Origin of the sequence: Pseudobutyrivibrio sp. ACV-2 (assembly GCF_900107545.1) — a bacterium.
Taxonomy (GTDB): Bacteria; Bacillota; Clostridia; order Lachnospirales; family Lachnospiraceae; genus Pseudobutyrivibrio.
On sequence record NZ_FNQZ01000008.1, the window covers coordinates 144,571 to 170,484 of the forward strand.

General features: G+C 39.1%; 26 protein-coding genes. 23 read left to right on the forward strand and 3 right to left on the reverse strand.

Going from position 1 to position 25,914, the window contains the following annotated elements; translation table 11 throughout:
- Nucleotides 1-5: 5 nt before the first annotated feature.
- From BLV53_RS10215 to BLV53_RS10260, 10 genes are all read left to right on the forward strand, one after another.
- A complete protein-coding gene (locus BLV53_RS10215) occupies nt 6-881 on the forward strand; it encodes an energy-coupling factor transporter ATPase (RefSeq protein ID WP_090300504.1) in 876 nt (291 codons plus the stop codon).
- Nucleotides 871-1,725 carry an energy-coupling factor transporter ATPase gene (locus tag BLV53_RS10220; RefSeq protein WP_090300507.1) on the forward strand — a complete coding sequence of 285 codons (855 nt, stop codon included), beginning with the start codon at nt 871-873 and terminating at the stop codon, nt 1,723-1,725. Before BLV53_RS10215 ends, BLV53_RS10220 begins: the two co-directional genes overlap by 11 nt.
- Nucleotides 1,726-1,768: 43 nt before the next feature.
- Nucleotides 1,769-2,569: an energy-coupling factor transporter transmembrane component T family protein gene (locus BLV53_RS10225; protein ID WP_090300509.1), complete on the forward strand. Its 801-nt coding sequence runs from the start codon at nt 1,769-1,771 to the stop codon at nt 2,567-2,569.
- 1 nt (nt 2,570) lies between these two features.
- The gene (gene truA / locus BLV53_RS10230; RefSeq protein WP_090300511.1) at nt 2,571-3,308 is read left to right on the forward strand and encodes a tRNA pseudouridine(38-40) synthase TruA; all 738 of its coding nucleotides are present in this window, start codon (nt 2,571-2,573) and stop codon (nt 3,306-3,308) included.
- Nucleotides 3,309-3,471: 163 nt separating this feature from the next.
- Nucleotides 3,472-3,900, forward strand: a complete 429-nt coding sequence (gene rplM / locus BLV53_RS10235; protein ID WP_090168074.1) for a 50S ribosomal protein L13 — start codon at nt 3,472-3,474, stop codon at nt 3,898-3,900.
- A gap of 13 nt (nt 3,901-3,913) precedes the next feature.
- Entirely contained in the window at nt 3,914-4,309 is a 396-nt protein-coding gene (gene rpsI, locus BLV53_RS10240) for a 30S ribosomal protein S9 (RefSeq protein ID WP_090300514.1), read from the forward strand.
- A 259-nt stretch (nt 4,310-4,568) separates the two neighbouring features.
- Nucleotides 4,569-5,624, forward strand: coding sequence for a DUF3795 domain-containing protein (locus tag BLV53_RS17665; RefSeq protein ID WP_090300517.1), 1,056 nt, complete (start codon nt 4,569-4,571; stop codon nt 5,622-5,624).
- Between the two features lie 240 nt (nt 5,625-5,864).
- Nucleotides 5,865-6,557 (forward strand): flavodoxin family protein, encoded by a 693-nt coding sequence (locus BLV53_RS10250; protein ID WP_090300519.1) that lies wholly within the window; start codon nt 5,865-5,867, stop codon nt 6,555-6,557.
- A 104-nt stretch (nt 6,558-6,661) separates the two neighbouring features.
- Nucleotides 6,662-7,045 carry a VOC family protein gene (locus BLV53_RS10255; protein ID WP_090300521.1) on the forward strand — a complete coding sequence of 128 codons (384 nt, stop codon included), beginning with the start codon at nt 6,662-6,664 and terminating at the stop codon, nt 7,043-7,045.
- 78 nt (nt 7,046-7,123) lie between these two features.
- Nucleotides 7,124-7,840, forward strand: a complete 717-nt coding sequence (locus BLV53_RS10260) for a sulfite exporter TauE/SafE family protein (protein ID WP_242879079.1) — start codon at nt 7,124-7,126, stop codon at nt 7,838-7,840.
- A gap of 131 nt (nt 7,841-7,971) precedes the next feature.
- On the opposite strand, the gene BLV53_RS10265 is transcribed toward BLV53_RS10260, so the two are convergent.
- A complete protein-coding gene (locus BLV53_RS10265) occupies nt 7,972-8,847 on the reverse strand; it encodes a LysR family transcriptional regulator (protein WP_090300522.1) in 876 nt (291 codons plus the stop codon).
- A gap of 146 nt (nt 8,848-8,993) precedes the next feature.
- Here BLV53_RS10265 and BLV53_RS10270 point away from each other — a divergent pair, with 146 nt between their 5' ends.
- Genes BLV53_RS10270 through BLV53_RS10285 form a run of 4 tightly spaced genes read left to right on the forward strand, consistent with a single transcriptional unit; the run spans nt 8,994 to nt 10,893 of the window.
- Nucleotides 8,994-9,218 carry a hypothetical protein gene (locus tag BLV53_RS10270; protein WP_026511960.1) on the forward strand — a complete coding sequence of 75 codons (225 nt, stop codon included), beginning with the start codon at nt 8,994-8,996 and terminating at the stop codon, nt 9,216-9,218.
- 15 nt (nt 9,219-9,233) lie between these two features.
- Complete coding sequence (locus BLV53_RS10275; protein ID WP_090300573.1) at nt 9,234-10,235, forward strand: alpha/beta hydrolase; 1,002 nt, start codon at nt 9,234-9,236, stop codon at nt 10,233-10,235.
- Between the two features lie 12 nt (nt 10,236-10,247).
- Complete coding sequence (locus BLV53_RS17565; RefSeq protein ID WP_278335390.1) at nt 10,248-10,370, forward strand: hypothetical protein; 123 nt, start codon at nt 10,248-10,250, stop codon at nt 10,368-10,370.
- The gene (locus BLV53_RS10285; protein ID WP_139298947.1) at nt 10,351-10,893 is read left to right on the forward strand and encodes a cyclophilin-like fold protein; all 543 of its coding nucleotides are present in this window, start codon (nt 10,351-10,353) and stop codon (nt 10,891-10,893) included. The genes BLV53_RS17565 and BLV53_RS10285 overlap by 20 nt, the downstream gene beginning before the upstream one ends.
- A 194-nt stretch (nt 10,894-11,087) precedes the next feature.
- On the opposite strand, the gene BLV53_RS10290 is transcribed toward BLV53_RS10285, so the two are convergent.
- Complete coding sequence (locus BLV53_RS10290; RefSeq protein ID WP_090300525.1) at nt 11,088-11,408, reverse strand: winged helix-turn-helix transcriptional regulator; 321 nt, start codon at nt 11,406-11,408, stop codon at nt 11,088-11,090.
- 102 nt (nt 11,409-11,510) lie between these two features.
- Here BLV53_RS10290 and BLV53_RS10295 point away from each other — a divergent pair, with 102 nt between their 5' ends.
- From BLV53_RS10295 to BLV53_RS10335, 9 genes are all read left to right on the forward strand, one after another.
- Nucleotides 11,511-12,833: an MATE family efflux transporter gene (locus BLV53_RS10295; RefSeq protein WP_090300527.1), complete on the forward strand. Its 1,323-nt coding sequence runs from the start codon at nt 11,511-11,513 to the stop codon at nt 12,831-12,833.
- A gap of 209 nt (nt 12,834-13,042) precedes the next feature.
- Entirely contained in the window at nt 13,043-14,275 is a 1,233-nt protein-coding gene (locus BLV53_RS10300) for an EAL domain-containing protein (protein WP_090300529.1), read from the forward strand.
- A 268-nt stretch (nt 14,276-14,543) separates the two neighbouring features.
- Entirely contained in the window at nt 14,544-15,641 is a 1,098-nt protein-coding gene (locus BLV53_RS10305; RefSeq protein WP_090300531.1) for an MFS transporter, read from the forward strand.
- Nucleotides 15,642-15,710: 69 nt separating this feature from the next.
- Complete coding sequence (locus BLV53_RS10310) at nt 15,711-16,445, forward strand: hypothetical protein (RefSeq protein ID WP_090300533.1); 735 nt, start codon at nt 15,711-15,713, stop codon at nt 16,443-16,445.
- Between the two features lie 4 nt (nt 16,446-16,449).
- On the forward strand, nt 16,450-18,012 hold the full coding sequence (locus BLV53_RS10315) for an ABC-F family ATP-binding cassette domain-containing protein (RefSeq protein ID WP_090300535.1): 1,563 nt from the start codon (nt 16,450-16,452) through the stop codon (nt 18,010-18,012).
- A 116-nt stretch (nt 18,013-18,128) separates the two neighbouring features.
- Nucleotides 18,129-19,502, forward strand: coding sequence for a sodium-dependent transporter (locus BLV53_RS10320; RefSeq protein WP_207646232.1), 1,374 nt, complete (start codon nt 18,129-18,131; stop codon nt 19,500-19,502).
- A 119-nt stretch (nt 19,503-19,621) separates the two neighbouring features.
- Nucleotides 19,622-20,443, forward strand: coding sequence for a TrmH family RNA methyltransferase (locus tag BLV53_RS10325; RefSeq protein ID WP_090300539.1), 822 nt, complete (start codon nt 19,622-19,624; stop codon nt 20,441-20,443).
- A gap of 19 nt (nt 20,444-20,462) precedes the next feature.
- On the forward strand, nt 20,463-21,758 hold the full coding sequence (locus BLV53_RS10330; RefSeq protein WP_090300541.1) for an ATP-binding protein: 1,296 nt from the start codon (nt 20,463-20,465) through the stop codon (nt 21,756-21,758).
- 24 nt (nt 21,759-21,782) lie between these two features.
- Complete coding sequence (locus BLV53_RS10335) at nt 21,783-24,239, forward strand: amidohydrolase family protein (protein ID WP_090300543.1); 2,457 nt, start codon at nt 21,783-21,785, stop codon at nt 24,237-24,239.
- A 32-nt stretch (nt 24,240-24,271) separates the two neighbouring features.
- Here BLV53_RS10335 and BLV53_RS10340 read toward each other — a convergent pair whose 3' ends face one another.
- A complete protein-coding gene (locus BLV53_RS10340; RefSeq protein ID WP_090300545.1) occupies nt 24,272-25,912 on the reverse strand; it encodes an ABC-F family ATP-binding cassette domain-containing protein in 1,641 nt (546 codons plus the stop codon).
- Nucleotides 25,913-25,914 lie beyond the last annotated feature (2 nt).

Genomic DNA, 25,914 nt, shown 5'->3' on the forward strand with positions numbered 1-25,914 from the left:
TACCAATGTCAATTATTAAATCAAAAGAATTAGTACATGAATATATAAGACGTGATGAAGAGGGCAACGTGGAATCTATCCAGGTGGCCCTTGACCATGTCAACCTAAATGTAGAACCAGGGCAGTTTATTTCTATTTTAGGACACAACGGCTCTGGTAAATCTACTTTTGCCAAACATATCAATGCACTTCTTACACCTTCAGAGGGAACTCTTATCGTAGATGGGATGAATACCTCAGATGATGAGTTTACCTTTGCGGTTCGTCAGACAGCAGGAATGGTTTTCCAAAATCCAGACAATCAGATAATCGCATCTGTTGTAGACGAGGATGTAGCATTTGGACCTGAAAATATCGGCGTTCCAACAGAAGAAATCATTAAGAGAGTGGAAAAGTCTCTTAAGATGGTTGGAATGCATAAATATAAAAATCATTCACCTAACAAGCTTTCAGGTGGACAAAAGCAGCGCGTAGCTATAGCTGGTGTTATGGCTATGGAACCGAAGTGCATCATTTTGGATGAGCCAACAGCCATGCTTGATCCTGACGGAAGAAAGGATGTACTACAGGCGGTTCACACTTTAAATAAGGAAAAGGGCATCACTGTCATCCTTATCACCCATTACATGGAAGAGGTGGTTGATTCTGACTATGTTTTCGTCATGGAGAAGGGTAAGGTTTTCATGGAGGGAACACCACGTGAAATATTTAAGGATGTAGAGCTTTTAAAGGAGCACAGCCTTGATGTACCACAGGTTACACTACTGGCTCATGAGCTTAGAAAAGAGGGCTTGCCTTTGCCAGAGTGCATTTTAACTCGTGAAGAGCTTGTTTCAGAACTTGTAAAACTAAAAAATGGAGGATACGTATATGGCAGATAATATTTTGATTTTGGACCATGTATCCTACAAATACAGTCCAGGTACTGCCTATGAGGTCACAGCCCTTGATGATGTAAGTCTTTCCATTAAAGAAGGCGAGTTCATCGGCGTTATTGGGCATACAGGAAGTGGTAAATCCACATTAGTTCAGCATCTTAATGGTTTGATTAAGGCTACTGAAGGTCACATTTATTTCCGCGGTCAAGACATCTATGACAAGGATTACGACATAAAGGAACTTCGTACTCAGGTAGGAATGGTATTTCAATATCCTGAGCATCAGCTTTTCGAGACTACCGTCTTCAAAGATGTACAGTTTGGCCCTAAAAATCAGGGCTTGGATGAAAAAGAACAGATAAAGAGAGCCTATGAGGCGCTTGGTCTTGTTGGTCTTCCAGAAGAATTTTATCTCGCATCACCATTTGAGCTTTCAGGTGGACAGAAGAGAAGAGCAGCTATAGCAGGTGTTCTTGCAATGAAGCCTGCGGTAATCATACTAGACGAGCCAACAGCTGGCCTTGATCCAAAGGGACGTGACGATATTCTTGGTATGATTTCTGATATGCATAAAAAGCGTGGAGATACTGTAATACTTGTTTCACATTCTATGGAGGATGTGGCAAATTATGTTGACCGTATCATAGTAATGGATTCAGGGAAGCCACAATTCGATGGAACTCCAAAAGAGGTATTTACACATTACAAGCAGCTTGAGGCTATGGGGCTTGCAGCACCACAGGTGACTTATGTTATGAACGACCTTAAGGATGCAGGTATGTCTGTGGATACAAGTGCCACAACAGTAGAAGAAGCAAAAAATGCTATTCTTGCTTCGCTTAAATAATTAGCCGAGACCAGCTTAAGGCTTGGACTTTAAGAGGAAAAATATGTTAAGAGATATAACTTTAGGACAATATTATCCAGCTAATTCAGTACTGCATTCCCTTGACCCAAGAGTGAAGCTTTTTGGAACCCTTATTTTTATTATCACACTTTTTTCAGCAAGCAATGTTATATTATTTGCAGCTGTAATATGTGTTCTTATTGGAATAATAAAACTAAGTCATGTTCCATTTTCATTTATGGTAAAGGGGTTGCGCTCAATTGTTGTGCTGCTTATTATAGCTGGACTTTTCAATTTATTTTTGACACCGGGCAAAACTCTGGTTTCATTTTGGATTTTTTCAATTTCAGATGTTGGTTTGAAAAATGCGGTTCTCATGACAAGCCGAATGATTTTGCTTATCATCGGTACATCTATCATGACCCTTACAACCACACCAAATCAGTTGACAGATGGTCTTGAAAAATCTTTAGGTTTCATGAAAAAAGCGGGAGTTCCTGTTCATGAAATTTCAATGATGATGTCGATAGCCCTCAGATTTATCCCTATATTGATAGAGGAGACTGATAAAATTATGAAGGCTCAAATGGCTCGTGGAGCAGATTTTGAGTCCGGTGGGCTTATAAAAAAAGCAAAAAACATGGTTCCACTTTTGGTACCGCTTTTTGTTTCCGCTTTCCGTCGCGCAAACGATTTGTCTTTTGCTATGGAGGCAAGATGTTATAATGGCGGAGAGGGACGTACCAAAATGCGTCCTCTAAAATATACAAGTCTTGACCAGAGAGCGTATATTTGCATAGCAATTTATTTGATAGTTTTTTATTCAGCAAAGGTAATTTTATAATATGCGAGTAATGATTGTTGTGGCCTATGACGGGTCAAATTACAGCGGTTGGCAGATTCAGCCAAACGGTGTCACAATTGAACAGAAATTAAACGAGGCTCTTACAGATCTTTTGCAAGAGCCTATCTCTATTATAGGAGCAAGCCGAACAGATGCAGGGGTTCATTCCCTTGGAAATGTTGCAGTTTTTGATACAAATTCACGTATGCCAGCTGACAAAATCAGCTTTGCTTTAAATCAGCGCCTGCCAGATGACATTGTGGTTCAGTATTCCTGCCAGGTAGAGGATGATTTTCATCCACGTTACGCTCCATGCCGCAAAACATACGAATACAAGATTTTAAATCGTAAAATGCCTGATCCAACCAAACGCAAAGATACATTCCATTATTACTACGATTTGGATGTGGAAAAGATGAATGAGGCAGCTGCTTATTTGATAGGGCAGCATGATTTTACGTCTTTCTCATCTGTTAAAGCTCAGGTTAAATCCCGCGTTCGTACCATTTATACAGCGCGAGTGTTCAAGGAAGATGATGTGATTCATATTCGTCTTACAGGCGATGGATTTTTATATAACATGGTCCGCATTATTGCCGGAACTCTCATAAAGGTGGGAGCTGGAGAGATGGATCCAATGTATATGCTTGAAATTTTCCGTGGCCGCAATCGAGAGCTTGCTGGCCCAACAGCTCCAGCGCATGGTTTGACCATGATTGGAATTGAATATGATTTTTAATATTGACGAATTAAAAAATGCATTGTATAATGTAACGGATGATGTAGTGAGAAGACTTGATTCTGTTAGCCCGGGGTCAGGTTTTACTATAACTTTTCCGAGACGGTGCCCGGACATCACTTTCTTGGAGCTTTTTTAAGATTTATTTAAGGAGGAATTCTCAATGAATACTTATATGCCAAACCCATCTCAGATTGAGAGAAAATGGTATGTAGTTGATGCTGAAGGACAGACACTTGGTCGTCTTTGTGCAGAAGTTGCAAAGGTTTTAAGAGGTAAGAATAAGCCAGTCTTCACTCCACACGCTGATTGTGGTGACTATGTAATCGTAGTAAATGCAGAGAAGATTAAGGTTACAGGTAAGAAGCTTGATCAGAAGATCTATTATCATCACTCAGACTATGTTGGTGGTATGAAGGAGACAACTCTTCGTGAGATGCTCAACACACACCCTGACAGAGTTATCGAGCACGCTGTTAAGGGCATGCTTCCAAAGGGACCACTTGGTCGTCAGATGTACACAAAGCTTTTCGTTTACGCTGGACCAGATCACAAGCAGCAGGCACAGAAGCCAGAAGTGCTTACATTTTAATAGGAGGTAGATCATGGCTAATACAACAAAGTATTATGGAACTGGTAGAAGAAAGTCTTCTGTAGCTAGAGTATATCTCGTACCTGGCACAGGCAAGATTACAATAAATAAGAGAGATATCGACGAGTACCTTGGTCTTGAGACATTAAAGGTAGTAGTTCGTCAGCCACTTGTTGCTACAGGTACTGTAGAGAAGTTTGACGTTATCGTTAACGTTAAGGGTGGCGGATACACTGGCCAGGCTGGTGCTATCAGACACGGTATCTCACGTGCACTCCTTGAGGTAGATGCTGAGTACAGACCTACACTTAAGGCAGCTGGATTCCTCACAAGAGATCCACGTATGAAGGAGCGTAAGAAGTACGGCTTAAAGGCTGCTCGTCGCGCACCTCAGTTCTCAAAGAGATAATCTTTCGAGATTCAAAAAGAATTTACAAACCTCAGAAACTCAGTGTTTCTGGGGTTTTTCTTTTATCTATAATTGTATTCAGTTGTGGTGAAACACAGAAAATTTTGTACCGTAATGGTCCCTGGGGACGGGGTTAGTGGTCCACTTTTGAGCTTAAAGATTAAGGATAAGGCTTGCCTATTTTAATATGACTTTATTAAAATGTAAGAAAGAACAATGGAATAATAATGCTGGATTAACCGATGAGAGAAGATAGATTATGGATAAATCATGGTCAGAAAACAATAAAGAAATACAGAAATTGCTGACGAAGGAAGCAACCTTTAAAGATGCTATTCAGAAGCTTTTGGCTTTCCGGGAGGAAATGTTTGAGCAAATTACTCAGATTGTGAGTGGATACCCGGATGAGGCCTTTGCCAAAATGCCTTTTGCGGGTGCAGATGGATATCACAGTAAAACCCTTGCCTATTCTATCTGGCATATTTTCAGGATTGAAGATATAGTTGCCCATGAGATGATAGCAGGGGATAGTCAAATCTTTTTTACACATGACTTTCATAATCGCATTTGCGCACCTATTATTACTACGGGTAATGAACTTCAGGGAAACGAGATTGCAGAGTTTTCAGAAAAACTGAATATTAAAGAACTATATCTGTATGTAAAAGCTGTAAAGGAGTCTACGGATCATATTCTTGGAGATCTGACATACAAGGATTTAAAGCAAAAATTCGGCGACGATGTAAAGGAAAAACTTATCCGCAGTAAATGTGTCAGTGAGAATGAGAATGCCTTTTGGCTGATTGATTACTGGTGCGGAAAGGATATAAAAGGACTGATTCAGATGCCATTTAGCCGTCACTGGATCATGCATATCGAAGCCATGCGCCGCATCAAGAATAAACTCTGCAAGATAGCACGAAAGGGTGTTGATCCTATTGCTTATTGTGGCTTTTCCTGTAATCACTGTTTCCTTTCAGAGTGGTGCGGATCCTGCAGAACGAAGTACAATGTCTGCTCTTTTGCCACCTGTGCTGAGGACAGAATATGTCCGAATGTGAAGTGCTGTAAGGAAAAAGATTTGGACGGATGTTATGAGTGTGATGAGCTCGAAAAATGCAATAAAGGATTCTATATCCCATCAAATGACGGAGCAAATGCAGCAAAGGCTCAGGCATTATATATAAGGAAATACGGAAAGAAAGAGTTCTTAAAGGTTCATGACAGACTACATGAGAAGTATGACTTCCAAAAGACACAGGAAGTTTTGGGACAGGATTATAAGGAAGGACTGAGAATTCTGGAGGAAACTTGAAAAAGCCTATAAATATGCTATTGTATCAACAACAGAGTTGCCAGGTGCGAATATCACTTGGGACCTAGCCGAGCGTGGAGCTTGGCTATTTTACTTTTTACATGAATTAAACTGAAAAGGACAGTATTACACTTTTGTGGAAAAATTATATTTGATAACAGGGCTCTGGTATAAGAATATTTTGTCTGGAATATTTCAGAATGGTAAAACTAGAGTTGTGAGAAGGGAGAAACAGAGGTTATGAAAATAGTAATTATCCATGGGCAGAGCCATAAAGGTTCCACGTATCATATAGCAAGAAAATTAGCAGAAAAAATCGGTGGGGATATTCAAGAGTTTTTCCTTCCAAGGGATTTTGATGAATTTTGCATTGGATGTACAACTTGCTTTGTCAAGGGAGAGGAGCAATGCCCACATCACGCAAAGCTGCAGCCAATTACAGAAGCACTTGATATGGCTGATGTGATAATCTTGGCAAGCCCTGTGTATGTATTTCATGTAACAGGTGCTATGAAGGCGCTATTAGATCATTATGGATTTCGATGGATGGCACATAGACCTGAGGAGAAAATGTTTAAAAAGCAGGGTGTATGTATTTCAACTGCGGCAGGGGCTGGCACAAAATCAACAAATCAGGACATGGCTCACAGCTTGTTTAATTGGGGCGTGCCTAGAATATATAAGTTAGGTTTTGCTGTGGCTGCAACATCTTATGATGGTATAAGCCCAAAGAAAAGGCAGGCAATAGAAAAGAAAACGGAAAAGATCGCAAATAAAATAAAGAAAGCTAATCAAAGGAGAATAAATCCAAATCTTAAATTACGCGGAATGTTTGCCATTATGCGTATAGTTCAAATACATGGTTGGAATCCAAAAGACATGGATTACTGGAATGCAAAAGGGTGGACTAAAGACAAGAGACCTTGGAGGTAAATATGCAAGAATTAGTATTACACAGAGTTTATAAGCATTGAGAAATTTTAGCCTGACAGGAAAATGTAGTGTTTATATGAGAAACTGAAGAAAAAGGTGAATGTATGAAAATTGAACACATAGCAATGTACGTAAACGACTTGGAAGCCACAAAAGATTTTTTTGTAAAGTATTTAGATGGAAAGGCTAATGATGGATACCACAATACTAAGACAGATTTTCGCTCATATTTTATTTCATTTGACGATGGGGCTCGACTTGAAATAATGAACAAGCCAGGCATGGTGGATGCAGATAAGCATTTAAATCGTACTGGATTAATCCATATTGCATTTTCTGTAGGAAGTAAGGAGCGTGTAGATGAACTTACAGGGCGCCTTAAAGCTGATGGTTATGATGTTGTAAGTGGACCAAGAGTAACAGGGGACGGCTATTATGAAAGCTGCATTGTTGTAATAGAGGGAAATCAGATAGAGTTAACGATTTAGCAGATAAATTAAAAGCATCTGCATACAGAAATCGTGAAAAACAATTGATAAGCCTGGATTTATAAGGGGGATTATTACTTGATTTTGTGGATAATTGCCACGCTGTGTGCGTTTTTTATAAAGGGACTTTGTGGTTTTGCAAATACATTAGTCTTTACATCTATTTTAGGATTTGGAGTGGCAAACGTTAATATATCGCCAGTGGAATTATTACTTGGGTATCCGACAAATCTAATATTGACTTGGAAGAATCGTAATAAGCTTGAGAGAAAAGTCTATATTCCTTTAGCATTGTTGGTTTTGGGTGGTAGTATTCCGGGAGCAATCCTTCTAAAGAATGTTGATGTTAGGCATTTAAAAGTGTTCTTTGGAATCGTTGTTATTCTTATAGCTGTTGAAATGTTTTTTAGAGAATATCAACGTACAAATGCAAAGGATTCTAATCTTTTACTAGGTATCATTGGCTTGATGTCTGGTATATTATGTGGCCTTTTTGGGATAGGAGCGTTGCTTGCTGCCTATGTTGGGCGAGTGACTAATTCAACGGATGAATTTAAAGCCAATTTAAGCGCGGTTTTTATTGTTGAAAATACTGTAAGAATCTTTACATATTATTTGCTTGGAGTATTTACACTTAATTCATTGAAACAAACAGTAATCCTTATTCCGTTCATGATTATTGGATTGTTTGCTGGAATGGAGAGTTCAAAAGTCTTGGATGAAAGAGTTGTAAAAAAGATTGTTATAGTTCTTTTGGTAATATCAGGGGTATTTTTAGTTGGAATGAATTTGTAGTGTTAACAGACATCGACAACTTCATATTATGATGAGATGCTTTCTGGGAAGGACTGAAAAATGGAATTAAGAAAAATAAACGAGAATGATGTAGATCTAGGGGGACGGGTTTAGTAGTTCAAAAAGATGGGTTATAACACTAGAACTTTTAGGTGTGATAAAAATCTTTCTGCTATAGGTGTAAATGCCTGATAGCGGTTCCATGCGAAATATATTTTGTTTTCAAGCTTAGGAGACAACGGTCTGAATACAAGGCCGTTGTTTTTTGATGTATCAATAAGGTGATTATAGGTGAGAAGATACCCAAGACCTTCCATTGTGAAAATAGAGCCATTGTAGGAAAGACGGAAAGAACCTTCAAGCTGAAGTTCAGAAAATCTGCTCCCGGCCCATTTCTTTATATCTCCGTTCCAAGCCTGATCTGAGCAGAAAAGAGGTAATCCTATCAGGTCATCCAAACGAATGGATTCCTTTTTTGCCAGATGGTCATTTTCAGGAATGATAAGTCCCCAGGTATCAGCCTGTGGAAATTCTATATATTCATACTTTCTGATGTCCGGCTGCTCAACAAGAACAACAAAATCAAGAAGCCCTTTTTCTGTTTTTTCAGATAGCTGCTCTGTATCACCACTTGTGATGTGATAGTGGAGATTGGGATAGCTTTCTTTAAAGGTCTTGATTGCTCTTGCAAGGAATCTTAGCTGATAAGATTCTGCAAGTCCCAGGTAAAGATCGCCTCCGCTTATGTCATCAAGTGAAACAAATTCCTGCTCGATTTTATCAGCCATGCTCACAAGATCTTCTGCGCGGTTTCTGAGAAGAATTCCTTCTTCTGTCAGCTTTATACTGAAACTGTGCCTTGTAAATAGCTTCTTACCCAATTCTTCTTCCAATGATTTTAATTGTTTGGATAGAGTTGGCTGAGTCACATGCAGTATCTCAGCGGCTCTGCTCATGTTTTCTTCTCTTGCTACAGCTAAAAAATATCTTAAAGTCCTGATTTCCATGGTGATTCCTTTCCTGTACTGCTCATTGCTGAATGATATGCCAAAATGGAATAATATGATATTCATTATAACTATTAGCAAAAAATCTTACAAGCTCATACAATAGAATTGTAAGTGAAATAGTTACATGGAAATGAGGAATACTCATGGATAAAGAATATCTAAAGCAAAGCCTTTCAGATGCGGGATGCTGTAATGAGGCAACAGACACTATCCTGGAAAGATTTGAGTCAGGCAGTATCGATGAAATGGTAAGGCTTCTGAAAAAAGAAAGATGCCGTGCCATGGACGAGTACCACGAAAGCGGGAGAAAAGTTGACTGCATGGATTTCATGCTAAGAAAAATCGAAAACGAAATGAAGCAGAGATGACGGAGGTATCAAATGATGATCAGAACAGAAGAACTTAATTTAGTAACAGAGTGGGATAAGACCTTTCCAAAGAGTGAGAAGATAGAACACAGCAAGGTGACATTTGCAAATCGCTACGGGATAACTCTTGTGGCAGATATGTATATACCAAAGGATACAGATGGCAAGCTTCCGGCTATTGCAGTATCAGGACCATTCGGAGCTGTTAAGGAGCAGTGTTCAGGATTATACGCTCAGACTATGGCTGAAAGAGGATTTCTTACAATAGCCTTTGATCCCTCTTTTACAGGAGAGTCAGGCGGCAACGTAAGATATATGGCATCACCTGATATCAATACAGAGGATTTTATGGCTGCAGTTGATTTTCTTTCACTTAATGAAAAGGTAGATCCGGAAAGAATAGGAATCATAGGAATCTGCGGATGGGGCGGAATGGCTGTCAATACAGCGGCTCTTGACACAAGAATCAAAGCTACAGCTGCAATGACCATGTATGACATGACAAGAGTTAATGCAAAAGGTTACTTTGATGCCGATGACAGTGAAGAAAAGAGATATGAAGCGAAAAAGGCTTTGTGCGCTCAGCGTCTTGAAGATTTAAAGAATGGAGAATATAAGCGCGCGGGAGGTGTTGTAGATCCTCTACCTGCAGATGCACCTTTCTTTGTAAAAGACTATTTTGATTACTACAAAACTGATCGTGGATATCATGCTCGTTCCCTTAATTCCAATGATGGATGGAATGTGATAGGCTGTGAATCTTTCGTGAATCAGCCAATCCTTAAATACAGCAATGAAATCAGAAGTGCAGTGCTTCTTGTACATGGCGGGAAGGCTCACTCCTGCTACTTCAGTAAAGACGCTTATGCTGACATGATAAAGGACAGCAAATATGCTGATAATAAAGAACTGATGATTATTCCAGATGCAGTTCATACAGATCTGTATGATGGAGGAGATAAGGATTATATTCCGTTTGACAAACTTGAGAGCTTCTTTAATGAATATCTTAAATAAGGAAAGATGACAATGAGTAAGGTGCTGATAATAAAGACAAGTCTGTTCTGTGGCGGAATAAATGACATGGGTGAAGCAGAAGGCAAAGAAGAGGAAAAGCGGGAGGCTTATGATTTTGGAAAATCTCTTTTGTAAAAATACAGGTAAAATGCTTACAGCATTATGTGTGATGGCTGTAACCCTCTATACTGGATGTGGATATAATGAGTATGCACAGGCTAAAACGAACAGTAATACGGCAACGGAAGATCACTTAAAGGATGAAGAAGACGTAATTACTAATGATGAAAGGTCGACAGAAAGTATGCTTAAGCTTTTTATAAATGATGAAGAGATACAGGTAATCTGGGAAGAAAATGAATCAGTAGAAGCTCTGAAGAATCTGGCTGAAGATAAACCTATCATCATTGATATGTCTATGTATGGCGACTTTGAGCAGGTTGGCTCTATTGGTCAGTCTATTCCAAGGAATGATAAGCAGATGACTACAAGTGCCGGGGACATTGTTTTGTATTCAGGTAATCAGCTGGTAGTGTTTTACGGTTCAAATAGCTGGGCTTATACAAAGCTCGGGCATATTGAAAATATATCTGCGGAAGAAATGAAAAAAAGGCTTGGTTCCGGGGACGTTAACGTAACAATAAGTATTACTGAATAAGCTTATGAGAAGCGAGGCAATATGATTGAAAAAAATGTCACCAGCCGCATACAGTAGCCTACCATACACAACAGGTAAACAGCAACTCGTAATGCAAATGCCTAAAACCATGCACTTAGAACTACAAGAAAGTTCTCAAAGAGATAACAATTATTTTTACTATATCTCCTCAGTTTCAAGGCTGAGGGGCTTTTTTATTCTAATGTTTTTTTATAGTCTTTTCCCCATGATTCCATAGAGCTTATGATAGGTCGCATGGATTCACCGAGGCCAGAAAGGGCATATTCAACTCTTGGAGGGACTTCTGGATAAACTGTTCTTGTTATAATCCCATCTTCTTCCATTGATCTAAGGGAATCTGTCAGAACTTTCTGGCTGATGCCTTCAAGACTGTTTTTTAGTTCATTAAAACGCCATGGTCTTACAAGAAGGTTTCGCATAATCAGTAATTTCCATTTGCTTCCTAAAAAATCACTGTATGGGGAATATCGGTACTGAAGAATGAATGGAATAATGGTATCGGTGCAATGTTAATGCAGCATCTGGGTTATGCGATTAACCAATTGTGAATATGGGATATTTCTCTTATCATTTAATCAAATGATAAGGGGGTTTTTATGAAGGAGTCTTTTGAAAAAAAGGTAATAAATATAGCGATACCGGTCGCACTTCAGTCAATGCTCCAATCGTCGTTTTCCATGATAGATCAGATAATGGTGGGACAGCTTGGGGAAAAGAGTATAGCTGCAGTGGAGATAGCAGGGAAGCCCGGATTTATCTATTCATTTGTTGTCGGTGCAATAGGCACTATAGCGGGAATCATGATATCCCAGTATATTGGGAAGAATGACAGGGAGACTGAGGAAAGAAGTATCTGTGTGAATTTTCTTGTAATGCTACTGACAGGAATAGCGTTCTTTTTTCTGTCAATGGTGTTTCCTTCACAGTTTATCAAGATGTTTACTGATGATGTGAGCGTCATTAATGAAGGAAGCGCATATCTGGGAATAATAGGGTGGACATTCATTCCGCTTGGTATAAGCAATATTTGTGGTGTTGCCTTAAGATGCAGAGGAAAATCCTCATGGCCATTATATGCGGGTTTTATTTCTGCGATAATTAATACAGGTCTTAACTATTGTCTGATATTCGGAAACTTTGGTATGCCGATGCTTGGAGTCAGGGGCGCGGCCTTTGCCAGCGTTATTTCCCAGATAGCGGGGGCTGTCCTGACAACCGTGATGTTTTTTGCCCTGTATGGCAGGATTGGCTTCTCGGTTTCTCTGGAAAAAGAAAGATTCTGGCAGTATCTGGCCATGCTTATACCTGTTGTATTAAATGAATTTCTGTGGTCTGTTGGTCAGAGCATCAATACCTTCGTATATGGTCATATGAGCACAGACGAACTTGCCGGAATGTCACTTACGGGTTCGGTTCAGGGACTTACTATTGGGGCACTTAGCGGAATCGCCCAGGCTGCAGGAATACTTGTAGGAAAGCGTCTTGGTGAAAGGGAGTATGATAAAGCATATCAGGAATCAAAAAAGCTATGTGTGTATGGTCTCGCTGGAAGTATCATACTGTCAGTAACAATAATAGTATTAAAAGCTCCTTATGTGCATTTGTTCAATGTGGCGGATGATGTAAGAACCATCGGCTTAGCTCTTCTAACCGCTTTTGCAGTACTTATGCCGATAAAGGTTCAGAACATGATACTTGGAGGCGGCATCATACGCAGTGGCGGCAGAACAAAATACATCATGATGATAGATATGCTTGGCACTTGGCTAATCGGAGTGCCACTTGCTGTTTTGACAGGTCTTGTATTCAAACTGCCCATTGTGTGGGTGTATTTTATTCTGTCACAGGAAGAACTGGTAAGGTTCATAATTTCAATATTCATGTTCAGAAGCAGAAAATGGATGAATACCATTGAGTGAGGAAGAATATGTGGGATGATTACGATGGTGGGCGACAGGTCGGAGAGTATCTCAGAAATATAACCTGATTGTTAAAGGAGTTGGCTATGAAAAGGGATTAAAAAACTTTCGCATTTTCACATAATCACAAATTTGATACATTTATCGAGTACAATAATACTAGGTGTATTTTGTGGACGTTGTAGACGTAAAAATTGAGAGTGATTAGTATGAACGATACAATGTATGAACAAATAGTTTCAGCTATAGAAAATAAAGAGCTACAGGCTTATTATCAGCCTCAGTACAATCCACGTAAAGGTGTGATTGGTGGAGCAGAGGCTCTAGTTAGGTGGATAAAACCTGATGGAGTTATTGTTTCGCCAAGTTACTTTATACCTGAACTAGAGGCAGCAAACAAGGTTGGTGTAGTGGATTGGTACATAGCTGAAGAGGCCTGCAAGACACTTAAAGAGCTTGGACCTAAAGCTGTGAAAATAAGTGTTAATTTTGGTCGGGAACATGCAAAAGATGAAAATTTTGTAGATAAGCTCAATAAAATTGTAGAAAAATATGACATTGATAGAAGCTTATTTGGTGTTGAAATTACAGAGTCTTATTTGGCAGCAGATAAGGACGCTGTTATAGAGTGGGTTTCTAGAGTGTCAAAAGCAGGCTACACAGTATCAATTGATGATTTTGGTTTTGGAATGTCTTCACTCTCCTTTGTAAAGGATGTTCCAGCAGAAGTACTAAAGATAGATAAATCCTTTTTAGAGGATAATTGTCAATCGGAAAAAGGACGAATTACACTTGAAGCAGTTTTTTATTTAACCCATAGACTCAGACTTACGACAGTAGTTGAAGGCATAGAGACAAAGGAGCAACTGGATTTCATCAATACCTGCGATTGCGACTATATACAAGGATTTATATTTTCAAAGCCTGTACCACATGATGACTTCATATACATGTGTACGAAAGAAAATCCAGTATTAAATGAGCATTTTGATCCCATATCTAGAAGTACCGCTTTTGGGCAGGCTATGATGCTGATAGATGCAGTATATAAAAAGTTTTCTATAATCATTTTTGCCAATCTGACAAATAATAGCTATCACGTGATGAAAAAAAGAAATTTCATCGATGCTATAATTCCGGAGACCGGTACCTATGATGAAGGTGTAGGGGTAGTAAAAAGTCTTTCGGATGAAATTGACTATCCTGAAATTGACAGGGCATTTTCTAGGGAAAATTTAATTGCAGCATACAATAGAGGTGAAGAGAAAGTCCTTAGGATAGTTAGACAGCATGATAATAATGGAGTGTATCATCGCATTGCTATAGAAGATTATTTTATGGATAACCCTGACAATGACGATATATTTATGGTCTGCTTTATCCATAGAGTTGAGTACGCTGATGAAGTGTATTTGAATAACACCAGGCCTATTAATGATTAATGATAATAAAGAATGTTATTTATAAGAAAATAGAGACAAATATTGGCTAATCGTTTACAAGAAATAAGCAATATGATAGACTTTCTGTGGTATAAAATGAAAGAAAGGAGGGCGTATTATGAATTGGAAAAATGAGAACATACATTTGATGAAAGGTTCTATTTTATTGGATTACAGGGGTAGTGCGCCCTTTTTTAGGCAATAAGTAGCTTAAATTACAAAGCGACACTATCTCCTGATTCTACTAAATAGATAAGGAGATTTTTTTATGCAAAAAATTAATATAAAAGCACAAATTAAAAAGTTATATTGTATAGATAGTTTTGGAGCACTTATGATAGCAGGTGGCTCCTGGGTGGCACTTTTAGCCGCCAGAGGATTTTCAACTATTGAGATTGGATGGTTTGAAAGCATATTTCACGTGGTAAGTATGATATGTGAAGTGCCATCTGGGGCAGTGGCCGATGTATTTGGCCGTAAAAAATCAATGGTTATGGCACAGCTTATGTCTATGCTTTCAGCTCTTGTGATGATTTTTACAGATTCATTTTTATCAATAGCAGTAGCCATGGGAGTCAGCGCCTTAAGCTATAATCTGGCTTCAGGAACCCGGGAGGCCTTGGCTTACGATAGTATGAAACAGGCAGGAACAGAAGAAGAGTACGAATCATTTGTATCCACGGATATGATTATTTATGAAGTATTTAGTTCTCTTGCAACCCTTCTAGCAGGTGTAGCATTAATGCTAGGATATAAAAAGGCATATCTTATTGATATTTTAATGGGAAGTGTAGCATTATTATTTGCTTTATCTTTGACAGAGGTTCATGCCAAAGGTCACGAAAATATGGATGTTGCATCACGTTTTAAGGATGTAACTATCGGCAGCATTAATTTCATCAGGGATAATCGAAAGGCCCGTCTTATTATTTTGTATAATGCGTTGATTGGAGCGGTGGCTGTGCTTATAGGATTTTTCCTTCAGGCGAAGCTGCCGGAGGTGGGACTAAAAGCAATTTACCTGGGACCAGCACTGTTTATCATTGGAATATCAGGTGCCATAGGCTCCAAGGCTATTACACATTTTAAACACTTTGGATATAAGTCAATTGCCCTAATCAGTCTTTGTGGAGTGGTTTTTGCTATATTATCAGTATTTATGGGCAATCCTTATATAATGATATTAGGCGCCTGCGTTGGAGCATTTGCTGATAGTTTTATAGAAATACGCTCAGACGTGGTGCTAAACAACATGATTCCATCTGCTCAGCGAGCAACACTTATGTCTATCAATTCATTTACTTTTTCTGTGATAATGATAGTGATGTCACCTGTTTTCGGACTCATTTTTCAATCTAAAATCTAAGCAATACAACAGTTTTTCACTCTTTTAAAACATTTCTATGGTACGCTTCATACATCGGAGGGAATACCCATGACCAGGATGATGAAGCGTGCCTTAATTAATTGGCTTTTCAGACTGTTTATTTTCATATCAATTTTTGGAGCATACCTATTTAAAAAGGAAATTTTGATTGAGTTCATGACACATGAATTTACATTTGGCATTTCCGAATATGGTATCAGCCCGTTGCATGTGCTTTGGGCTATTTTCATGATAATGATGCTTCAACATATTTTTCCTCATAAGGAGCTGTCCATGGCCTATAAAAAAGGTAAATTGGAGGAGTATGTTCCAGTGGAGGGCTTTTCAAGGCTTGAACTACTTGAGTTTGTCCAAGGGATGAATGTGAAGGCGTGGATAGTGATGCTTGTGTGGCTCACATTCAACGCAGTATTTGCAGTTTTGTATTTATTCAAAATCATTGGTGCTGCAGACATGCTGATGCTTACGGTTTTCTTTTATTTAAGCGACTATTTGTGTATAATATTTTTCTGTCCGTTTCAGACATTTATAATGCATAATAAGTGTTGTATTAACTGTAGGATATACGATTGGGGGCATTTTATGATGTTTACCCCAATGCTTTTTATTAAAAATTTCTTCTCATGGAGTTTGTTTTTTACAGCTCTTATTATTCTTATAAAATGGGAATACAATTACGCAAAGCATCCTGAGTTCTTTTGGTATGGAAGCAACAAAAGGCTTCAGTGCAACCAGTGTCAGGAGAAGCTGTGCGTAATCAAGAATAAAATAAAAGGAAAATAGATTTATGAGTATTTTAAATGTGGAGCATTTGTCCCACGGATTTGGTGACAGAGCAATTTTTGAAGATGTATCATTTAGGCTTTTAAAGGGCGAGCATATAGGACTTGTCGGAGCTAATGGCGAAGGCAAGTCTACTTTTATGAATATTATCACAGGAAAGCTTCAGCCAGACGAGGGTAAAATCGAATGGAGCAAGAAGGTTCGAGTGGGTTATCTGGATCAGCATACCGTCCTTGAAAAGGGAATGACCATAGGCACAGTTCTTCATAGCGCCTTTGATTTCCTGTATGAGATGGAGCAGGAGATGAATGACATCTATGCAAGCCTTGGTGACGTTACAGACGATGATGAAATGAATAAACGCATGGAGGAGGCTGGAACTATAGCAGATCTTCTTACCATGCATGATTTTTATATGATTGATGCAAAGGTGGAGGAAGTAGCGAGGGCCTTGGGTGTCCTTGATTTGGGCCTTGATAGAGATGTTACAGAGCTTTCCGGAGGTCAGCGTACTAAAGTATTAATGGCAAAGCTTCTTTTGGAGAAGCCAGATATCCTTCTTTTAGATGAGCCTACAAACTATCTTGATGTGGAGCATATCGAATGGCTCAAGCGTTACCTGAACGAATATGAAAATGCTTTTATTTTGATATCCCATGATGTTCCATTTTTGAATTCGGTTATCAATCTGATTTATCACATGGACAATAAGCAGCTGAATCGCTACGTGGGAGATTATGACAAATTCCAGGAAGTCTATGCCATGAAGCAAAGTCAGCTTGAGGCAGCCTACAACAGACAACAAAAGGAGATTGCCGAGCTTAAGGATTTTGTGGCTAGAAATAAGGCTAATGTAGCTACAAGAAACATGGCAATGTCGCGTCAGAAAAAGTTAGATAAAATGGACGTTATTGAGCTCGCCCAGGCAAAGCCAAAGCCAGAATTTTACTTCAAGGAAGCCCGTACTCCAAGCCGTGTTATCTTTTCTACCAAAAATCTTGTTATAGGATATGATAAAAATGAGCCTCTTACAAAGCCTTTAAATCTTGAAATGCAGCGTAAGCAAAAGATAGCTTTAATTGGCGCCAATGGTATTGGAAAGACCACTCTTTTAAAGAGTATCCTGGGGCTGATTCCACCTCTTGAAGGTACAGTTTATCAGGGAGAATTCCTTGAAATAGGATATTTTGAGCAGGAGATGGATCAGCATATTTCAACCACCTGTATCGAAGAAATATGGAACGAGTTTCCATCCTACAATCAAAACGAAGTACGTTCTGCATTGGCAAAATGTGGACTTACCACAAAGCATATTGAGAGTCTTTGTAGAGTGCTTTCCGGTGGAGAGCAGGCCAAGGTTAGATTATGTAAGCTTTTAAATCGTGAGACAAACCTGCTTGTTTTAGACGAGCCTACCAATCACCTTGATGTGGAAGCAAAGGATGAGCTTAAGAGAGCATTAAAGGAGTACAACGGTAGTATTCTCATGGTTTGTCACGAGCCAGAGTTCTACGACGGTCTTGCCACTGATGTGTGGGATTTCTCTGATAGTAGTTTGAAAATATAACAAAATTAGTTGAATTGTCACAATGGACAAATACTCCGAATCATAATAAAATAAAAAGGCGATTTAACAAGTTAAAGAGTTAAAAGATTAAATCGTTAAAGAGTTTTTGGAGGAGTATAAAATTGAACAAAAATAATCGCGGCAGCTTTTCAGGCAAAATAGGCTTTGTCCTATCGGCCGCTGGAGCATCAGTTGGTCTGGGAAATATTTGGAGATTCCCATATTTATGCGCAAAATACGGTGGAGGAATCTTCTTAATTGTATATGTTATTTTAGCGTTGACTTTTGGTTACACAATGATTGTTGCAGAAACCGCTATAGGCCGGCACACAAACAAAAGTCCTGTAGGTGCATTCAATCAGCTGAGCCACAACAGGTTCATGAGGTTAGGAGGCTGGATTAACGCCATTATTCCTATACTTATTGTGCCATATTATTCTGTAATCGGTGGTTGGGTAACAAAATACTTTTTTGAATACTTGCGAACCGATGCAAAGGTCATCGCAGGAGATAATTTCTTTACAAGCTTTATCACAAATGGCTATGAATCAGAGCTGTGGTTTATCGTATTTTCCATACTAGTCCTTGTTGTAATTTACATGGGCGTAGAAAATGGTATTGAGCGAGTTTCAAAGTTTGTTATGCCAATACTTGTGGTACTTGCGGTTATCATTTGTGCATATTCAGTTACAAGACCTGGTGCTTTGGCCGGAGTAAAATACCTATTTGTTCCAAACTTCAAGCATTTTTCCATAATGACAGTAGTTACTGCCATGGGCCAGATGTTTTATTCACTTTCAATTGCGATGGGTATTCTGATTACATTTGGTTCGTATGTTAAAAAAGAAGTCAGCATTGAGGAATCCACTGAGCAGGTAGAGATTTTTGATACTGCAATAGCTGTACTTGCCAGCCTTATGATTATTCCAGCGGTATTTGCTTTTTCAGGTGGTGACGAATCCACACTTAAAGCAGGTCCATCACTTATGTTTATCACCATGCCAAAGATTTTCGCCAGCATGGGCTTTGGCAGAATAATCGGAGTGCTTTTCTTTGCACTAGTATTATTTGCAGCAGTGACCAGTGCCATCGCATTAACAGAAAGTGCTGTTTCCACATTTTCAGATGAATTCAAATGGAGCAGAAGACGTGGCGTTACTATAATGGCAGTTATTATGGTAGTGCTTGGCAGCCTTTCATCCCTTGGAAACGGACCACTTGCAGATGTTAGAATCATCGGTATGCAGTTTTTAGATTTCTTTGATTTCCTTACAAATTCGGTGATGATGCCAATAGCAGCCCTTGCAACATGCATCCTTGTCACAAGATTTATGACAGTAGAAAAGCTAGAAGCTGAAGTAGAACAGGCCAATCATCCATTCAAGAGAAAAGCAATTTTTTCATTTATGATTAAATTTTTATGCCCACTTTTTGTTGTAATTATTTTAGTAAGTGCAATTTTAAATGTGTTTGGTATAATTTCTATGTAAGAATATATAAAACGAGGATATGGTATCCTCGTTTTATTTTTTAATTAAGATTTCTTTTGGTTAGCTTAGGAAAATGTTCAAAAGAATTTAAAAATCTATTTTTGAGGGTTTATTTTTATATGAATATTGTTAGAATAGATGACATTAAAGATGAGAGGGTATCCATCTTTACTGAATATAATGAAGCACAGTTGTATCATTTCTTTGAACCAAATGGTGGGATATTTATAGCTGAAACGCCCAATGTGATCGAAAGGGCATTGAACCGTGGCTGTGAGCCAATGGCCTTTTTTGTGGAGGAAAAAGCCTATGATACAGATGTAGTCAGAGAGCTTTTGTCAAAGCTTGATGTATCAGCTGTTATAGATATTTTCGTAGCAAAGCTTGATGTGATAAATAGAATCACAGGATTTAATCTTACAAGAGGAGTGCTTGCAGCCTTTAGAAGGCCTGCACTTCCTAATGTGGCAGATTTATTGGAAGCCAGCAACAAGGTGGCCATTCTAGAGGATGTGATGAATCCCACAAATGTAGGAGCAATATTTCGTTCTGCGGCAGCTCTTGGGGTGGATGCTATTTTTTTGACTCATGATAGCGCAGACCCTTTTTATCGTCGCGCCGCAAGAGTGGCTATGGGGACATCCTTTCAAGTACCGTGGACATACTTTGAAAAGGGCAGCGACTATGTAGATAAGCTTCATCAGCATGGATTTAAGGTGGTATCCATGGCACTGAAAGATAATGCTATAACGCTTGCATCTCCCCAGCTTAAAAATCACGATAAGCTTGCTATTATATTTGGTACAGAAAGCACAGGCATCAAGGATACAACTATAGCAAAAAGCGACTATGTTGCGATTATTCCGATGCATCATGAGGTGGATTCATTAAATGTGGCTGCGGCAAGTGCCGTAACCTTTTGGGAACTTTGTAGTAAGTAGCGAGAATTTGGAGGCAAAAATGTACGAACTTATTTCAAGACTATTAATGTTTGGTGATTTGACAGAGGATAGCATCCTTTATAGACTGGGGCGCACCATTGATAGGGTGGAATCCGGCGATTACAACAAACGTGAGGCTACCAGAGAGATTAATGCTATCTCCAAGGAGCTTTTGATGCTGGCCACAGACTATGGCTTTGATGACAATCTCTGGCACAATTACATAGCCTTTTACATCATTACAAATGAAAATCCATTTTCACTTGTTACTGAAAAAACAGATGTAAAGCCAGGCTCAGTTAATCATTTGGTGGAAAATGATTTCAAGATTTTAAAGGCCATTTTTGATTATGATTTTACAGCCCTTGAAGAGAATCTTAACCTTGAAAGCTTCTCCGTATTTACGAATTACACTGCAGTGAATAAGAATAAGCAGATGTATAACAGAAACGTGAGTGAGAAGGTTCGTACACTTTCAAAATCCCTTGAGGCTCAGGCAGATTATAAAGGATTCTTTACCGTAATTACGGATTTCTACAAAGCATATGGTGTTGGAATGTTTGGTCTTAACAAGGCATTCCGTATAGAAGAGGTGGGGGATAACGATATGAAGTTTGTCCCTATCAACAACATGGAAGAGGTTGTCCTTGATGATTTGATTGGCTACGAATATCAAAAGAAGCAGCTTGTAGATAACACCGAAGCCTTTGTTCAGGGCAAAAAAGCCAATAATGTGTTGCTGTTTGGTGATAGCGGCACAGGCAAATCCACAAGCATAAAGGCCATTGTAAATCAATACTATGACCAGGGCCTTAGAATGATTGAAATATACAAGCATCAGTTTAGATATCTTTCAAAAATCATCGCCAGCATCAAAAACAGAAATTACAAATATATTATTTATATGGATGATCTTTCCTTTGAAGAGCACGAAATAGAGTATAAGTTTTTGAAGGCTGTTATCGAAGGCGGTGTTGAGACACGACCTGACAACATTCTTATTTATGCTACATCAAATCGTCGTCATCTCATCAAGGAGACCTGGAACGATAGAAATGACCAGTCAAATGCAGATGACAGACATCATTCAGATACAGTGGAAGAGAAGCTTTCACTTGTACATCGCTTTGGTGTTACAATTAGTTATAGCAAGCCATCTCAAAAGGAGTACTTAGATATAGTGCTTGCTCTTGCAAAACGTGTAAATATTGCTATTTCAGATGAAGAGCTCATCGCGCAGGCGAAAATATTTGAAATGGAGCAGGGTGGCCTGTCAGGAAGAACAGCCCAGCAATTTATAAATTATATTAGTTAAAACAGATAAATGGAGGTTTTGAGAATGACATATTTCACATGTTTTTTTCTTGATAATGAAAAGGATATAATCGTAAATCTTTACAAGGATTTAGACAGGATGTTTTACGTTCTCAAGACCCCAAATCATGCCACAGGCAATCTCATCAGAAACATCGCAAAAATCTGCGACCTGCCTTTGACAGAGGATGAGGATGGAATGCTCATTATCGAGGGGGAGGTTCCATGCTACATCGATGGGAGAAATGCTGAAAGCTACATTTTTATGCTAAAGGGCACAGAGGTTGCAAATATCTACAACGATGGTTTTGTTAAGGTCAAGGCTACCATATCAGCTATCGCAAAGACCTTGATGAGCCAGACTAAAAATTTTGCTCTTCCAGTTGGAAAAACTATTTTTAAAACGTATATACGTAGAGAACTTAAATTCAGAGCTGATATGCACACTCACATGAATGGAAATCTTTCCGGAGATGTGCTTATCGCATTAGGTATTTCCCATCAAATCAGATACCCTTTGTATTATGTTAAAAAGCTTGATTTGAAGCTTACAGATGTTCAGTGGAAGCTCCTTTATGAACAGCGCGAAAAGGTTGCAAGACAGTTTGTTACATCAGGGCTTCAGGGGAAATACTTAGATAGAAGAATTAATGATAATACATTTATCAATTTTGCAGACTTGATTTTAAACAACATCGATAATGCAGAAGAAAATATCGTTAAAATCCGAGGCTCACTTGCAGTAATCAAGGACGGTCAGGCTGTATTTACTAACCTTGAAAAGGTTTATCTGTATCGCTATGTATTCTGTAAGGGAGTTGAAAGCGAAAGCAAAATCACATTATCAAAGGTTGAAATGATTCCTGATGAGGATGTTAAAAATTCCTTGCTTCAGATGATTAGGGATAAGGAAAATCCTGCCTATTACAGGAACACTATTTTTCAGGACAAGCTTTTATGGATTGCCAGAAGCTATAAAAAGCAGGGTATCTACTACGCAGAAATCAGTGATACAACTCTGGTAAAAAAATATGAATCTCTTGAAATGCTTCGTCAGATTCATCAGGTAATGCCAAGCATTTACAAGGAAACTGGAGTTATGATTCGTTTCCTTGCTGCAATGCGTCGTATTCCACTTACCATCATCAAGGATGCCGTGACACCTGAAAATTACTTAGAGCAAAACTTAGAGGTGCTTAAGGCCACAGCATTAGATCCTTATGTGGCTGGTTGTGATTTTGTAGGAGAGGAGATTAACGATATTATCACCTTAAAGCCTGCATTCAAAGAATTGGTAAAGATAGCCAGCAAAGACCCAAGCTTCGTAATTCGTGTGCATGCAGGAGAAAACGACAGTCAAAAGGATAATATTTCACATTCTATTTTGTGTGTAAAGGAATCTTTGGCCCCTGGCCAGCCTATGCCTAAAATGCGTCTAGGGCACGGTCTTTACACCTATAGCCCAAGCAGTAAAAAGGGTAGAGAAACCTTGAAGCAGCTCAAGGAAAATAATGTGGTCCTTGAGTTTCAGATTACCAGCAACGTTAGACTTAATAATCTAAACTCCCTGGAGAATCATCCGCTGAAAAACTATTTAAAAAATGGAATCAGCTGTGTTCAGGGAACGGATGGTGCCGCTTTATATGGTACAGATGCCATAGAAGAGCAGCTTTCCTTGGAAAAGATGCTTGGACTTTCTGATGATGAGCTTCGACTTATGAAGGAAGCGGAAACCACCATTATTGAGGATGCTCAAAGGTCATATTCAGAGAAAAAAGTAGCTTTTGCAGAACTTCTAGGGGACAGGGATTTAGAGGATGTCCTTCTTGAAAAGATGCAGACTGTGAAGATTTCAAATGGCAAGTCAAGGGGAGCAGCAAAGCTCGATGCCAACACAGAGCTTAAGGAACAGATTTCTGAAATCACCTGGGACAGACTGCCTGTTGTTATTATAGGTGGAAGCTTTAATACAGAAAATCGCTCGACCAAGCTAAGCGCCAATGCCACCAGCCAGATAGATGAGATGTTAGAATACTTAAATCCTGAGGAGGTATGCTTTGTAATAGGGCATAAGCTGTCAGGCTATGAAAAATATCTGTTGGAGCATAACACAAAGGGATTTAGGATTTATTCCTTTGTACCAGCCGTTATTACAAAATCAGAGGCAGAGCGCATTAAAAATTCTGATGTAAAGGTTAGAGTTTCAACAGAATCTCAGGGAATGGGCATCTACAAGAGCTTCAATTACGAGATTTTTGAGCGTCGTCCATCCATGGTGGTAGCTTTTGATGGAAATAGTGCAGCTACCAATCTTATTCAAGAAGCAAAAAATGGAAAGGGTAAATCTGCTATTTTCGTTTGGGCAAACTCTAGAACATTGATGCAAAAGGCACAGTCGTTGCATGGATACGTTCATGCTTTTGACAATGATAACACACTGGTTTCAGCCATTGATGAGACCATAAAAAAGGCTTCCCAATAAAAAACTGGGAAGCCATATTTTTACTTGATCAATTAATCATCAGCAAGCTCGTCAGAAGAAAGTTCAAGAACTGTACGCTTACGAGCCATTTCATCAGACTCAAGGTACTCATCGTATGTTGTCATCTTGTCGATCATCTGTCCGTTTGGAAGGATTTCGATGATACGGTTTGCAGTGGTCTGCACGATTTCGTGGTCACGAGAAGAGAAGAGGATTACACCTGAGAACTTCTGGAGACCAGTGTTAAGTGCTGTGATTGATTCCATGTCAAGGTGGTCAGTAGGCTCATCAAGCATAAGAACGTTGGAGTTTTCAATCATCATACGAGAAAGAAGAACACGAACCTTTTCACCACCGGATAATACCTTCATCTTCTTAGCGCCGTCATCACCAGCGAAAAGCATACGACCAAGGAAACCACGTACATAAGTAGCATCCTTAATCTCAGAGAACTGTGTAAGCCAGTCTACAATGAGAAGGTCTGTGCTGAAGATTTCAGTGTTGTCCTTAGGGAAGTATGACTGTGAAGTAGTAACACCCCACTTGTAGCTTCCTTCGTCTGGTTCCATCTCGCCAGCGAGAATCTGGAAGAGAACAGTTTTAGCTTTTTCGTTCGAACCAACTAAAGCAATCTTGTCTTCGCGGCCTACGTTGAATGAAAGGTGGTCAAGGATTAACTCGCCATCAATAGTCTTTGTAAGGTTTTCAACTGAAAGAACTTCATTTCCGATTTCACGAGCTGGTCTGAAATCGATGTATGGGTACTTACGGCTTGAAGGACGGATATCATCAAGCTGAATCTTTTCTAATGCACGCTTACGAGATGTAGCCTGCTTAGACTTAGAAGCATTAGCAGAGAATCTCTGGATGAATTCCTGTAATTCCTTAATCTGTTCTTCCTTTTTCTTGTTAGCTTCCTTACGCTGCTGGATGATAAGCTGTGAAGACTGATACCAGAAATCATAGTTACCAGCGTAAAGCTGAATCTTGCCGTAATCGATATCTGCTGTATGTGTACATACTTTGTTAAGGAAGTATCTGTCGTGGGATACTACGATAACTGTGTTTTCGAAGTTGATAAGGAACTCCTCAAGCCAGCCGATAGCATCTAAATCAAGGTGGTTAGTAGGCTCATCGAGAAGAAGAACATCTGGTGAACCAAAAAGTGCTCTTGCAAGAAGAATCTTGACCTTAAGGGCACCTGGAAGCTCAGACATCTGTGTGTAGTGATATTCTGTGTCCACGCCAAGTCCGTTAAGAAGAGTAGCGGCGTCTGACTCTGCATTCCAACCATCCATCTCTGCGAACTCTGTCTCAAGCTCAGCAGCGCGGATGCCATCTTCGTCAGAAAAGTCTTCCTTCATATAAATAGCGTCCTTTTCCTTCATGATGTCGTAAAGGCGCTGATTTCCCATGATAACAGTATCAAGTGCAGTAAATTCATCATATTTGAAGTGATCCTGCTCTAAGAATGAGAGACGATTGCCTGGACTCATGGTGATTTCACCGCTTGTAGGCTCTAACTGACCTGATAAAATCTTAAGGAATGTAGATTTACCAGCGCCGTTTGCACCGATGATACCGTAGCAGTTTCCTTCAGTAAATTTGATATTAACTTCTTCGAAAAGAGCTTTCTTTCCGAAACGAAGAGTAACATTATTTGCTTGAATCATTG

Bases quoted from the DNA above. Each gene is read 5' to 3' on its own strand.
- BLV53_RS10215 (WP_090300504.1), top strand. From the start codon at position 6: ATGTCAATTATTAAATCAAAAGAATTAGTACATGAATATATAAGACGT.
- BLV53_RS10220 (WP_090300507.1), top strand. From the start codon at position 871: ATGGCAGATAATATTTTGATTTTGGACCATGTATCCTACAAATACAGT.
- BLV53_RS10225 (WP_090300509.1), top strand. From the start codon at position 1,769: ATGTTAAGAGATATAACTTTAGGACAATATTATCCAGCTAATTCAGTA.
- truA (WP_090300511.1), top strand. From the start codon at position 2,571: ATGCGAGTAATGATTGTTGTGGCCTATGACGGGTCAAATTACAGCGGT.
- rplM (WP_090168074.1), top strand. From the start codon at position 3,472: ATGAATACTTATATGCCAAACCCATCTCAGATTGAGAGAAAATGGTAT.
- rpsI (WP_090300514.1), top strand. From the start codon at position 3,914: ATGGCTAATACAACAAAGTATTATGGAACTGGTAGAAGAAAGTCTTCT.
- BLV53_RS17665 (WP_090300517.1), top strand. From the start codon at position 4,569: ATGGATAAATCATGGTCAGAAAACAATAAAGAAATACAGAAATTGCTG.
- BLV53_RS10250 (WP_090300519.1), top strand. From the start codon at position 5,865: ATGAAAATAGTAATTATCCATGGGCAGAGCCATAAAGGTTCCACGTAT.
- BLV53_RS10255 (WP_090300521.1), top strand. From the start codon at position 6,662: ATGAAAATTGAACACATAGCAATGTACGTAAACGACTTGGAAGCCACA.
- BLV53_RS10265 (WP_090300522.1), bottom strand. From the start codon at position 8,847: ATGGAAATCAGGACTTTAAGATATTTTTTAGCTGTAGCAAGAGAAGAA.
- BLV53_RS10270 (WP_026511960.1), top strand. From the start codon at position 8,994: ATGGATAAAGAATATCTAAAGCAAAGCCTTTCAGATGCGGGATGCTGT.
- BLV53_RS10275 (WP_090300573.1), top strand. From the start codon at position 9,234: ATGATCAGAACAGAAGAACTTAATTTAGTAACAGAGTGGGATAAGACC.
- BLV53_RS17565 (WP_278335390.1), top strand. From the start codon at position 10,248: ATGAGTAAGGTGCTGATAATAAAGACAAGTCTGTTCTGTGGCGGAATA.
- BLV53_RS10295 (WP_090300527.1), top strand. From the start codon at position 11,511: ATGAAGGAGTCTTTTGAAAAAAAGGTAATAAATATAGCGATACCGGTC.
- BLV53_RS10300 (WP_090300529.1), top strand. From the start codon at position 13,043: ATGAACGATACAATGTATGAACAAATAGTTTCAGCTATAGAAAATAAA.
- BLV53_RS10305 (WP_090300531.1), top strand. From the start codon at position 14,544: ATGCAAAAAATTAATATAAAAGCACAAATTAAAAAGTTATATTGTATA.
- BLV53_RS10310 (WP_090300533.1), top strand. From the start codon at position 15,711: ATGACCAGGATGATGAAGCGTGCCTTAATTAATTGGCTTTTCAGACTG.
- BLV53_RS10315 (WP_090300535.1), top strand. From the start codon at position 16,450: ATGAGTATTTTAAATGTGGAGCATTTGTCCCACGGATTTGGTGACAGA.
- BLV53_RS10325 (WP_090300539.1), top strand. From the start codon at position 19,622: ATGAATATTGTTAGAATAGATGACATTAAAGATGAGAGGGTATCCATC.
- BLV53_RS10330 (WP_090300541.1), top strand. From the start codon at position 20,463: ATGTACGAACTTATTTCAAGACTATTAATGTTTGGTGATTTGACAGAG.
- BLV53_RS10335 (WP_090300543.1), top strand. From the start codon at position 21,783: ATGACATATTTCACATGTTTTTTTCTTGATAATGAAAAGGATATAATC.
- BLV53_RS10340 (WP_090300545.1), bottom strand. From the start codon at position 25,912: ATGATTCAAGCAAATAATGTTACTCTTCGTTTCGGAAAGAAAGCTCTT.